General features: G+C 71.6%; 10 protein-coding genes. 5 read left to right on the top strand and 5 right to left on the bottom strand.

All coding sequences use genetic code 11. From position 1 onward, the window contains the following. Nucleotides 1-87: 87 nt before the first annotated feature. The gene (locus ABZ070_RS32290; protein ID WP_356639089.1) at nucleotides 88-888 is read right to left on the bottom strand and encodes a LytTR family DNA-binding domain-containing protein; all 801 of its coding nucleotides are present in this window, start codon (nucleotides 886-888) and stop codon (nucleotides 88-90) included. A gap of 159 nt (nucleotides 889-1,047) precedes the next feature. On the opposite strand from ABZ070_RS32290, the gene ABZ070_RS32285 reads away from it, so the two are divergent. After that, nucleotides 1,048-1,716: a zf-HC2 domain-containing protein gene (locus tag ABZ070_RS32285; RefSeq protein ID WP_356639087.1), complete on the top strand. Its 669-nt coding sequence runs from the start codon at nucleotides 1,048-1,050 to the stop codon at nucleotides 1,714-1,716. 22 nt (nucleotides 1,717-1,738) lie between these two features. Here the strand turns inward: ABZ070_RS32285 and ABZ070_RS32280 are convergent, their stop codons facing one another. Continuing rightward, nucleotides 1,739-2,599, bottom strand: coding sequence for a DNA-formamidopyrimidine glycosylase family protein (locus ABZ070_RS32280; RefSeq protein WP_356639085.1), 861 nt, complete (start codon nucleotides 2,597-2,599; stop codon nucleotides 1,739-1,741). A 105-nt stretch (nucleotides 2,600-2,704) separates the two neighbouring features. Here ABZ070_RS32280 and ABZ070_RS32275 point away from each other — a divergent pair, with 105 nt between their 5' ends. Next, entirely contained in the window at nucleotides 2,705-3,343 is a 639-nt protein-coding gene (locus ABZ070_RS32275; protein ID WP_356639083.1) for a DNA polymerase ligase N-terminal domain-containing protein, read from the top strand. Nucleotides 3,344-3,406: 63 nt separating this feature from the next. Here ABZ070_RS32275 and ABZ070_RS32270 read toward each other — a convergent pair whose 3' ends face one another. Then, nucleotides 3,407-5,479 (bottom strand): SpoIIE family protein phosphatase, encoded by a 2,073-nt coding sequence (locus tag ABZ070_RS32270; RefSeq protein ID WP_356639081.1) that lies wholly within the window; start codon nucleotides 5,477-5,479, stop codon nucleotides 3,407-3,409. 53 nt (nucleotides 5,480-5,532) lie between these two features. Then, entirely contained in the window at nucleotides 5,533-6,780 is a 1,248-nt protein-coding gene (locus ABZ070_RS32265; protein ID WP_356639079.1) for a DUF6777 domain-containing protein, read from the bottom strand. Between the two features lie 142 nt (nucleotides 6,781-6,922). On the opposite strand from ABZ070_RS32265, the gene ABZ070_RS32260 reads away from it, so the two are divergent. The 3 genes from ABZ070_RS32260 to ABZ070_RS32250 are packed head-to-tail and all read left to right on the top strand — an operon-like array spanning nucleotide 6,923 to nucleotide 9,698. Next, entirely contained in the window at nucleotides 6,923-7,753 is an 831-nt protein-coding gene (locus ABZ070_RS32260) for a YndJ family protein (RefSeq protein WP_356639077.1), read from the top strand. Then, nucleotides 7,750-8,286 carry a DUF1990 domain-containing protein gene (locus ABZ070_RS32255; protein WP_356639075.1) on the top strand — a complete coding sequence of 179 codons (537 nt, stop codon included), beginning with the start codon at nucleotides 7,750-7,752 and terminating at the stop codon, nucleotides 8,284-8,286. Before ABZ070_RS32260 ends, ABZ070_RS32255 begins: the two co-directional genes overlap by 4 nt. A 5-nt stretch (nucleotides 8,287-8,291) precedes the next feature. Next, nucleotides 8,292-9,698: a lipase maturation factor family protein gene (locus ABZ070_RS32250; RefSeq protein ID WP_356639073.1), complete on the top strand. Its 1,407-nt coding sequence runs from the start codon at nucleotides 8,292-8,294 to the stop codon at nucleotides 9,696-9,698. Nucleotides 9,699-9,767: 69 nt separating this feature from the next. On the opposite strand, the gene ABZ070_RS32245 is transcribed toward ABZ070_RS32250, so the two are convergent. Beyond that, the gene (locus tag ABZ070_RS32245) at nucleotides 9,768-9,938 is read right to left on the bottom strand and encodes a hypothetical protein (protein WP_356639071.1); all 171 of its coding nucleotides are present in this window, start codon (nucleotides 9,936-9,938) and stop codon (nucleotides 9,768-9,770) included. Nucleotides 9,939-10,252: the final 314 nt, after the last annotated feature.

Genomic DNA, 10,252 nt, shown 5'->3' with positions numbered 1-10,252 from the left:
GCCGCCGCCTCGCCCAGCGGCACGGCCGCGTCGCCGTGCGGCCCCGGCCGGGCGACGAGCGGTCGTTCGCGCCCGCCGAACGGTCGGTCAGCCCCTGGCGTGGTTCATCAGCAGATCGCGCAGCTGACGAGCGTGGCGCCGGCTGACGGCGAGTTCCGCGTCGCCCACCCGCACGGTCGTCGCGCCCGCGTCCAGCCGGAGTTCGTCGATGCGCCCCAGCGCCACCAGATGACTGCGGTGGATCCTCACGAACCCCCGTGAGGCCCAGCGCTCCTCCAAAGTGGACAGCGGTATGCGCACCAGGTGGCTCCCCTCGGCCGTGTGGAGCCGTGCGTAGTCGCCCTGCGCCTCGACATAGGCGATGTCGTCCACCGGCACGAAGCGCGTGACGCCGCCCAGTTCCACGGGGATCTGCTCCGCTCCCCCTCCGGCAGCGGCCGAAGGCGGGGCGCCGGGCACGTGCGCCGGGGTGTCGGCGCGCTGTGGTTCGCGCGCGGGGACGACGAGGTCGCTCACCCTGCGCACGGCTTCCGCGAGCCGCTCCCTGCGTACGGGCTTGAGCACGTAGTCGACGGCCTTGAGGTCGAACGCCTGCACCGCGAAGCCCTCGTGCGCCGTGACGAAGACGATCAGCGGCGGCCTGGCGAAGCCGGCGAGGAGTCTCGCCACATCGAGCCCCGTGAGCCCTGCCATGTGGATGTCGAGGAAGACGACGTCGATGGCGTCCTGACTGTCCGGCCCTGCCTCCAGGGCGCGGCCGATACGGCGCAGCGCCTCCGTGGCGTCCGTGGCTCCCTCGGCGCTGCGGATCCGTGAGTCGGCACGCAGGAGGTAGAGCAGTTCTTCGAGTGCCGGTTTCTCGTCGTCGACAGCCAGTACGCGCAGCATGCAGCGGAGTTTAGGGCCTCTCACGGCGGTGCGACCCGCCCTCGTGCGGGCGGCCGGCTTTGCGATTGCGCTCGGGTCGCCGACGGGTTGAGCAGAGCGCCTTCCTGCTGCGTATTCCAGGGTGACCGCCCGTAACACCTGAGGAAACGAGGACCGCCCATGAGCCGGCAGCAGCCGCATCAGGATGTGGCCGCCTATGCGCTGGGCATCCTGGAACCCGCCGACGCCTTCAGGTTCGAGGAGCATCTCGCCGGCTGTGTGCCGTGCGCCGTGGGTCTCTCCGATTTCACCGGCCTGGCGACCGCGCTGTCCGAGCTCGCCGGCCCCGTCCGTCTCGATGCCCGCCCCGGCCCGAAGCTGCTCGAACGCCTGACCGCCGCTGTCGCGGACCAGCGACGGCGGGACCGCAGGCGCCGGCTGCGGCTGGTGGCCGTGGCCGCCGCGCTGATCGTCGCGTTGCCCACCGCGCTGGTGGCTGCCCGGGGCGTACAGGAGCCCGCGCCGCCGCGGGTCGTCGCATCCGATCCCGTCTCCGGTGTCACCGCTTCGGTGGCGTTGGAGGACCGCGACTGGGGCACGGCGGTCGCCATGCGGCTCACCGGGCTGGCCGGGCCGCGCACCTGCCGGCTGATTGCGATCGGCAAGGACGGCGTGGAGCATCCGGTGCTCAGCTGGTGGGTGCCGGAGGGCGGTTTCGGTGTCCAGAAGGAGCCCGGCCGGGAAGGGCCGCTGGATCTTGAGGCGAGCACCGGTCTGCACACCGCGGAGATCGGCCGATGGGAGGTCCGCTCCGACAGCGGCGAGCGGCTGCTGTCGATCGGCGGCTGAACATCCGCGCCCCGCAGGGGCGTTACTTCAGCAGACGGGAGAGTCTGCGGTCGGCGAGCGGCTTGCCGCCGGTCTGGCAGGTGGGGCAGTACTGCAGTGAAGAATCGCTGAACGCCACTTCGCGGACGGTGTCACCGCAGACCGGGCACGGTTGGCCGGTTCGGCCGTGGACTCGCAGACCGCTCTTCTTCTCCGACTTGAGCCGGCCGGCCGCCAGACCCCTCGAGCGCTCCACGGCGTCGCCGAGCGTCGTCCGCAACGCCTCGTACAGGGTGTCGGTCTCCGCCTCGTCGATATTCTGCACGGGCTTGAAGGGCGACATCTTCGCCGCGTGCAGGATCTCGTCGCTGTAGGCGTTGCCGATGCCTGCGACGAGGCTCTGATCGCGCAGCGCGCCCTTGATCTGACGCCGCTCTCCCGCGAGCACGGCCGCGAAGGCGGCGCGGTCGAAGTCGTCGGCGAGCGGGTCGGGCCCGAGCTGGGCCACACCGGGTACATCGGCGGGGTCGCGGACGAGGTGGACGGCGAGCCGCTTGGTGGTGCCGGCCTCCGTGAGGTCGAAGCCGTCACCCTCGGCCAGCACCGTCCGCAGGGCCAGTGGTCCCTTGCCCGGACGGGGCGGCGCGGCCGGGATCTCGTCCTTCCACTGGAGCCAGCCGGCGCGGGCGAGGTGGATCACGAGGTGGAGGCCGCCCGCGGTGATGTCCAGCCACTTTCCGTGCCGGTCCACGGCGGTGACGAAAGTACCGTCGAGGGCGGTGAGCGGCGGATCGTAGGTCTTGAGCACACTGATGGCCACCGGCTGCACACGTGCGATCCCCCGGCCCACCAGGTGGGTGTGGAGGAACTCCCGCAGCGCTTCGACCTCGGGCAGTTCGGGCATGCCTCCACCCTGCCGCACCGATGGGCTGGTCGCGCGCCGATGAGTGGGGAACGGAAGAAGTGGGTACCCGGCGGGCGACTTGGACGGGCACCGAGGGAGGCCGCCATGCCCGCTCGCGAGGCGTCCGGCCGCGGCGGTCTGGCCGAGTACCGCCGCAGGCGCGACTTCGGCAGAACCACGGAACCTTCGGGAGACGGCACTTCCCGGCCGGGGAACGCACTGTCGTTCGTGGTGCAGATCCACGACGCGAGCACCATGCACTTCGACTTCCGGCTCGAGGTGGACGGAGTCCTCAAGAGCTGGGCCGTCCCCAAAGGGCCGTCCGCCGACCCCCACGCCAAACGCCTGGCCATGCCGACCGAGGACCATCCCCTGGAGTACGCGGACTACGAGGGTGTCATCGCGCCCGGCGAGTACGGCGCGGGCGCCGTCATCATCTGGGACGAGGGGACGTACCGCAGCCTGGCCACCGACCGGAACGGCAACAAGATCCCCTTCGCCGAGGCCCTCGAAGCGGGCCACGCCTCCTTCTGGCTGGACGGCGGCAAACTCCACGGCGGTTATGCGCTGACCCGCACACGGGGCGGCCCGGACGGCAGACGCGAAGCCTGGCTTCTCGTGAAGAAGAACGACCGCCACGCCGCGGCGCACGACGCGCCCGAGCCCCGCCGCGCCCGCTCCGCCCGTACCGGCCGCACTCTGGGACGCGTTGCGGCCGACGCCGCCGCGGACGGCAGGTCCTGAGGTGTCCGCCGCGGACGGCAGGTCCTGAGGTGACCGCCGCAGGGGCGAGGCGGAGGCGAGGCATCAGAGTGCCGGGATGCCCGGCATGAGGAACTCGCACCACACGCATTTGCCGCTGCCGCGTGACTCCACACCCCAGTTGTCCGACAGCCGGTCGATGAGGACCAGCCCCCGCCCGGAGACTCCCGACGCCCCGGCGTCACGCCGTCGCGGCAGCGCGCTGGAGCGGTCCTCGACGTCGACCCGGAGCCGCCGGCGCGTGCCGGAGAGCACCCGGACCGTGACGAGCGCGCCGCCGTCCGTGTGCATCAGCGCGTTGGTGATCATCTCGTCGGCCACGAGCTCGATCTCGTCCGCTCGCTCGCTCACGCCCCACGCCCGTACGGCTGCCCGGACCATGTGGCGGGCCGAGCGGAGCGCCTCGGGGTCGCCCTGCGCGACATGCTGCTGGAGGCGGCCGCCGGGGTGGGCGGTGTAGGCGCCCTTGCGGCGCAGCAGCAGGAGCGCGACGTCGTCGTCGCCGCCGCGTTCGTCGACCTCCTCGCAGAGCCGGTCGGCGAGCAGTTGCAGGTCCCGCGGACCGTTGTGCACGAGCTCGGCAAGCAGCTGCATCCCGTCGTCGAGGTCGGCGCCCGGCTCCTCGACAAGGCCGTCGGTGTAGAGCAGCAGCGTCTGGCCGGGGTCGAGCTCGACGGTGGAGACGGGGTACTCGAGCCGGCCGAACTCGGCCGAGAGCCCGAGCGGCAGACCTCCCTGGAGCGCAAGCCTGCGGCAGCTGCCGTTGAGCTCTCTGATCAGCGGGTCGACGTGACCGGCCCGGACCACCTGCACGACGCCGGTCGTCAGGTCGGCTTCCGCGTAGGTGCAGGTCGCGAACCGGTCGGTGTCGAGTTCGTGCAGGAAGACGGAGGCCCGGGCCATGACGGTGGCCGGTGTGTGGCCTTCTGCGGCGTACGCCCGCAGCACGATGCGCAGCTGCCCCATGACGGCGGCCGCGTGGGTGTCGTGGCCCTGGACGTCGCCGATGACCGCGCCGACCCGGCCGCCGGGCAGCGCGATGACGTCGTACCAGTCGCCGCCGATGTCCCGGCCGAGCCGCGCGGAGCGGTAGCGCACCGCGATCTGGGCGCCGGGCACTTCGGGGATGCGGCGCGGCAGCATGGCCTGCTGCAGCCCTTGGGCCAGATCGTGCTCCTGCTCGTAGAGCACGGCGCGCTGGAGGCTCTGGGCGATGCTGCTGCCGAGGGCCACCAGGAGGTTGCGCTCTTCCGAGCTGAAGGCGGCCTTGTCCTGGTAGAGCAGCCCGAGCGCCCCGATGGGGCGGGCCTGCGCTATCAGGGGCAGATAGGCGGCGGCGGTGATGCCGAGGCCGCGGATGTGCGGCCAGAGGGTCGGGTAGGACCGTGCGAAGTCGGCCTTCGACTCGATGTAACGGGGGGTGAGTGTGCGCACCACCTCGCTCATGGGGTACTGCTCGTCGACCCTCGTGTACCGGGTGCCCGGTACGAAGGACCCTTCGGGCCCGTCGGCCACGAGATGGATGCGCCCGGACTCGAGCAGCCCCATGACGAGGCTGGTGGCGCCGAGGTGTTCCAGGCCGTGGGAGTTCTTGAGCACGTCGATGACCTCCCGCACCGTCCTGGCATGGGCGAGGGCGGCCGTGGTGCTCTGCACGACGCTGGTCTGCCGGCGGCGTTCGTCGTCGAGTTCGACGCGGGCGGTGGAGTCGGCGAGTTCCTGGGTGGCGTCCCGGACGATCCCGATGATGCGCACCGGCCGGCCCGTCTCGTCGCGTCGTACGCATGCCTGAGTGTGCGTCCAGCGCAGGGTTCCGTCGCGGCACCGGATGCGGAAGTAGGCGCCGTAGTGGTCGCTGCCGTTCTTCAGGGCCTGGGTCACCATGGTGTCGAGCCGGACGGCCTCGTCCGCCGGCACACGGGCGCTCAGGCTCGCCGGGTGGCCGTTGTACTCGTCGGGGCGCACATCGAAGACGTCGAGGCCGGCCCCGTCCATGTGCATCAGCCCGCTGGTGAGGTCCCAGTCGAACGTACCCATGCGGTTGAGGGTGAGGCTCACGTCCGCGTGCGCCGGCCAGTCGTCGGGGAGCGACAGGGCACCCGCTGCCCGATCAACCATGGGGCCACTCTGTCATGATTTGCCGCATTCATCGAGCGGTCGTGCGAGGCCGCTCAGCTCGTCACGGCCTTCGGCACCGCGGCCTTGGCCGGGGCCGATCGGGAGGGCGCGACCGGCTTCGGACTGGTGGACGCGCTCCCCCTGTCCGTGGACGATCCGGGGCCGCCCGGCAGGGGTTCCACCTGGTCGACCGACCCCTCCGGCAGATCGTCCGGCAGGTCGGGCCGAGGAGCCGGCACGTCGGACTCCGGAAGGTCCGGCAGATCGGGCTGGGACACGTCCGACAGATCCGGCCCGCCGGGCTGGTCGAGTTGATCGGGCAGGTCCGGCTGCGGGACGTCCGGCAGGTCCGGCTGGGGGGCCGCCGGCAGGTCGGGCTGCGGGGCGGCGGGCTGGTTGGACCGCGGGGCGGCGGGCAGATCGGGCTGCGGCGCGGCCTTCGAAGGCTGACGGGAAGGAGCCGCGGGTTCGGCTCCCGCGGGCGCCCCCGGGTCGGTACGGCTGAGGTCCGTGAAGACCTCGTCGGGGTCCACGGGCGGGAGCACCGCGGGCCGGGCGTCGTCCTCGCCCTCGGTACCGCTGGGGCGCTCGATCCATCCGTTGTCGACGACGCTCACGAGCAGGAGATTGTTGACCACCTGCACGGAGGGCTTGATGACGATGGTCCGGTCCGCCCGGTACCCCGGCCAGGGTTCGCCCTTGTTGACCACCTCGGCCTTGGCCGCGACCGGCGGCTTCAGCGGGGCCCCGGAGGCGCACCGCACGCGCGGGGCGCCGTACTGGTCGACCAGTACGGCCGTGCCCGCCTGGAGCACCGCCTGGTAGGGCTCGGCCGAACCGTCGCGCAGCCCGTGGCTCGTGACGCGGGTGTCCGCACGCAGCAGGGCCGGCGTCAGGGTCCGAAGGAAGGCGCCGAGATGCGTGGACTCGGCCTCGGCCCCTTCGGCGAAGGCGCGCGCCTTGTTCTTGTCCGCGGCCAGCAGTCCGGCCTGCCGCTCCCTGTCGCAGGCGGCGACCTGCTGCGCGCCCGCGTACAGACCGGGCGTCGCGCCGGACAGGGTACGGAGTGTCACTCCCCCGCCGGACGGGCTCTTGGGTGCACTCTGCACGGGCGGGAGCGCGGGCGGGGCACCAGCCGTGACGGTCGATGCCGTATAGGGGTCGGGCCCCTCGGCCGCGAGCGGCTGGAGGACGAGCTCCGTCTTCCCCTCGCCCTCACTGTCGCCGCCACAGCCGGCGACCAGCGACCCTGCACACAACACGGCGACCGCCGCGCACAGACCACGCATCGATGAGCGCACCAATATCTCCCGTCTCCGCAACTCGAGATGTCGCTCCATTTCTGACGGATCGCCAGACGGCCCGCGACTTGAACGCGTTCAGTTCAGGGCATAGGCTCCGGAGCAAGGAGTTTGAACACGTTCAATCCGAGGGGGGTCCGGCATGTTCCCACTGGTCAACGTGATCGTCATGCTCGGCATGCTGGTCGTCGTACCCGCGGGGCTTCGTCTCGTGGACCCCGTCCGGCTCGCGCCCGTTCGGCGGATGTGGCCGCTGTTCGCCGCACCGGGCGCGGTCGCGCTCTGGCTGCCCCGGGGGCCCGTCGCGGTCACGCTGGCCGCCGTCTACGCGTCGGGCACGGTGCTGCTGGCCGCCCAGGCGCCGCGGCGCCTGGCCCGCACCCGCTCGTTCGCACCGGTCGAGGTCGCGGTGCTGACCGCGCTGGTGACGCCGTCGGTCGCGGGCCTCGCACTGGTGGCCGAGCGGGCCGGACACGAGCTGTTCGGCTTCACGCTGCCGATCCTGGCGCTGACCGTGCCCCACTTCCACTTCGCCGGCTTCACCGCCGCTCTGGTCGCCGGGCTGGTCTGCGGCGCGGTCCGGACATCGGCCCTGGCAAGGTTCGCCGCCCTCAGCGTGCCGCTCGGCACCCTGACCGTCCTCGGCGGCTATTTCGTCGACGACTGGGCCGAGCTGGCCGGAGCACTGGTACTGACCGCCGGCATGTGGGCCGTGGGGCTCCTGACCTGGCGCGACGTCCGCAGCACCCAACGGGACCGGTTCACCCGCGCCCTGCTGGCGGTCTCGGCCGCCGTCCTCGTGGCGACGATGCTGCTGGCCCTGAGCTGGGCGGTCGGGGAGGCCGCGGACGTGCCCCACCCGAATCTGACCTGGATGGCCGCGACCCACGGCCTCGGCAACGCCCTCGGCTTCGCGCTCTGCTCGCTGCTGGCGTGGCGAAGGATCAAGGACATGAAGGAGAGTGCCGTATGAGCGCCGCACGCAGGATCACCGCCCGCAGTCTCAGCTACACCGAGGTCGGCGCGACCCGGCTCGGCCCGCTCCCCGCCGGTTACCACCACCTCCACCACACGGCCCGGATCGGCAAGGGCCGGGCCGCGTTCGAGGCGGCGGGCACCGCTGTCACCACCTGGGGCATGCACCGTGCGTCCGGAGCCGGCATGCGGGCAACCGCGGCGCGCGCCGAGCCGGGCGTGCGGGTCGAGGTCTCCGCGGGTATCGGGCCACTCCGGCTCGCCGCGCCGTGCGAGGTGATCTGGACGGCCTACGAAAGGGAACGCACCGGCTTCGCGTACGGCACCCTCACCGGCCACCCGGAAGCCGGGGAGGAGTCGTTCGTCGTGGACCTGCACGACGACGGCTCCGTGTGGTTCACCGTGACGGCCTTCAGCCGGCCCGCGGCCTGGTACACCCGGCTCGGCGGGCCGCTCGTGCCCATCGCCCAGCGCTGGTACGCGCGACGGCTCGGGCGCACCCTGCGGCGGATCGCAGCGGGCCGATACTGAAAGGGATGGAATGGTTCGGCGACGACTCTTACTGGCTGAGCCGGCTGGTCTTCCAGCGGGCTCTGGCGGCCGTGTACCTCGTCGCGTTCCTTTCCGCGGCGCTGCAGTTCAAGGCGCTGATCGGCGAGCGCGGCATGCTGCCGGTGCCCGAGTATGTGGGCCGGGTCCCGGCCAGGCACTCGCCCACGGTGTTCCGGCTGCACTACTCGGACCGCTTCTTCGCCCTGGTCGCATGGACCGGCTGCCTCCTGTCGGCGGCGCTGGTGGCCGGGGCGGCGGACCGTCTGCCGCTCGGCCTCACGATGGCGTGGTGGGCGGCGCTGTGGCTGCTGTACCTCTCGATCGTCAATGTCGGCCAGACCTGGTACGGCTTCGGCTGGGAGACCCTGCTGCTCGAAACCGGCTTCCTCGCCGTCTTCCTCGGCAACGAGCGCACCCAGCCGCCCGTGCTGGTGCTGTGGCTGCTGCGCTGGCTGCTGTTCCGGGTCGAGTTCGGGGCCGGCCTGATCAAGATCCGCGGCGACACGTGCTGGCGTAATCTGACCTGTCTCTACTTCCATCACGAGACCCAGCCGATGCCCGGCCCGCTGAGCTGGTTCTTCCAGAATCTGCCCCGGCCCGCGCACCGCGTGGAGGCGGCCGCCAACCACGTGGTCCAACTCGGCGTCCCCGTCCTGCTGTTCACGCCTCAGCCGGTGGCGAGCGCGGCCGCGGCGCTGATCGTCGTGACGCAGCTGTGGCTGGTCCTGTCGGGCAACTTCTCATGGCTGAACTGGCTGACCATCGTGCTCGCCCTGTCCGCCGTCGACAGCTCGCTCGTCACGGGCGCTCACCCGCTGCCCGCCGCCCCGCTCTGGTACGGGATCGTCGTGATCGCCGTGACGGCGCTGGTGCTCGCCCTCAGCTACCGCCCGACGCGCAACCTGCTCTCCCGGCGGCAGGCGATGAACCGGTCCTACGACTCACTGCACCTCGTCAACTCCTACGGGGCCTTCGGCACGGTGAGCCGGATCCGCCACGAACTGGTGGTCGAGGGAACGGACGAGACGACGCTGCACGACGGCACGGTCTGGCGGGAGTACGAGTTCAAGGGCAAGCCGGGCGACGTTCGCCGCATCCCGCGCCAGTTCGCCCCGTACCATCTGCGGCTCGACTGGATGATGTGGTTCGCCGCGCTCTCCCCCGCCTACGCGCATCCCTGGTTCCTGCCGTTCGTGGAGCGCTTACTCGAAGGCGACCGGGCCACGCTGCGGCTGCTGCGCCGCAATCCGTTCCCGGACGCGCCGCCCGCCCATGTGCGGGTCCGGCTCTACCGTTACCGGTTCACGACCCGGCGCGAACGGCGGGACACCGGGGCGTGGTGGGACCGCACCCACGTCCGTGAATTCCTGGCGCCGACCCGGCTGTCCTGATACTTCACGGCCGCTGCCGTGCGTGTGCCCCCTGTCGGCCGGACAGGGGGCACACGGTCGAAGCGCTGGTCAGTCGATGCCCGGCAGGATGTGCGGTTCGGCGAGGTCGTCCTCGTATCCGGCGAGCCGGATCGGGGCCGAGCGGGCCCAGACCTCGAGGTTTCGGATTTCTTCGGCCTTGCCGGCCCGTTCACCGCCGCGCTCCGACGGTCGCTGGTCTTGCTTCACATCTGATGTCACCGCGCACTCCTCTGTGTCGCGTAACTGGGACAGGGGCAGTTCGGTCGCGGTGGCGCCGTCACTCTTGGCGGGACCGCGGCCTGGTTGCAGACCTGTCCCAGGACGGCCGAAGGGGTTTCGTGGATCCCTTGGTGGCTGTCCATTCACCCCAGGGTAACCAAATGAGCACCACCGCGCTCGATGGGGCCTGCAGTTCCGCTTGATTCCGGCCACACCGTGTCCGAACCGACACACAAACGGCCGGTGCACCCGTGACGGATCCGGCTGCACCCCGCGCACACGGTCGGGGTCGCGGTGACCGTGTGGCCGGTCGA

The sequence above is a fragment of the Streptomyces sp. NPDC006283 genome (assembly GCF_040613325.1).
GTDB lineage: Bacteria > Actinomycetota > Actinomycetes > Streptomycetales > Streptomycetaceae > Streptomyces.
Note: the sequence above shows the minus strand (reverse complement) of the source record. Positions and strands in the feature narration are given on the sequence as shown.

Excerpts from the sequence above, each read along its gene's own strand:
- ABZ070_RS32290 (WP_356639089.1), bottom strand. The coding sequence starts at position 888 with ATGCTGCGCGTACTGGCTGTCGACGACGAGAAACCGGCACTCGAAGAA.
- ABZ070_RS32285 (WP_356639087.1), top strand. The coding sequence starts at position 1,048 with ATGAGCCGGCAGCAGCCGCATCAGGATGTGGCCGCCTATGCGCTGGGC.
- ABZ070_RS32280 (WP_356639085.1), bottom strand. The coding sequence starts at position 2,599 with ATGCCCGAACTGCCCGAGGTCGAAGCGCTGCGGGAGTTCCTCCACACC.
- ABZ070_RS32275 (WP_356639083.1), top strand. The coding sequence starts at position 2,705 with ATGCCCGCTCGCGAGGCGTCCGGCCGCGGCGGTCTGGCCGAGTACCGC.
- ABZ070_RS32270 (WP_356639081.1), bottom strand. The coding sequence starts at position 5,479 with ATGGTTGATCGGGCAGCGGGTGCCCTGTCGCTCCCCGACGACTGGCCG.
- ABZ070_RS32260 (WP_356639077.1), top strand. The coding sequence starts at position 6,923 with ATGTTCCCACTGGTCAACGTGATCGTCATGCTCGGCATGCTGGTCGTC.
- ABZ070_RS32255 (WP_356639075.1), top strand. The coding sequence starts at position 7,750 with ATGAGCGCCGCACGCAGGATCACCGCCCGCAGTCTCAGCTACACCGAG.
- ABZ070_RS32250 (WP_356639073.1), top strand. The coding sequence starts at position 8,292 with ATGGAATGGTTCGGCGACGACTCTTACTGGCTGAGCCGGCTGGTCTTC.